This window comes from Caulobacter sp. 602-1 (genome assembly GCF_003931565.1).
GTDB lineage: Bacteria > Pseudomonadota > Alphaproteobacteria > Caulobacterales > Caulobacteraceae > Caulobacter.
In genome coordinates, this window is the sequence record NZ_RRYI01000050.1 from 1 (window position 1) to 356 (window position 356).

Sequence of the window (356 nt, forward strand, 5' to 3'; positions counted from 1 at the left end):
GATGTCGGTCAGGCCGTTGACCTGGGAGGCGTACCGGTTGACGACTGCATCGAACCAACCACAGCGACGCGGGCGGCCGGTGGTCACACCGAATTCGTGGCCCTGCTGACGCAGCCATTCGCCGGACTCGTCCAGCAGTTCGGTGGGGAATGGGCCTTCGCCCACGCGGGTGACGTAGGCCTTGGCAACGCCGATCACGCGGGTGATCTTGGTGGGGCCCACGCCGGTGCCGGTGCAGGCGCCGCCGGCGGTCGGGTTGGAGGAGGTGACGAACGGGTAGGTGCCGTGATCCACATCGAGCATGGTGGCCTGAGCGCCTTCGAACAGCACGGTCTTGCCTTCGTCAAGCGCCTTGT

General features: G+C 66.9%; 1 protein-coding gene. It reads right to left on the minus strand.

Annotated elements, in window-relative coordinates; all coding sequences use genetic code 11:
* Positions 1–356 (minus strand): adenylosuccinate synthetase (locus tag EIK80_RS25195; protein ID WP_199743624.1); only part of this gene is annotated, 356 nt, incomplete at both ends.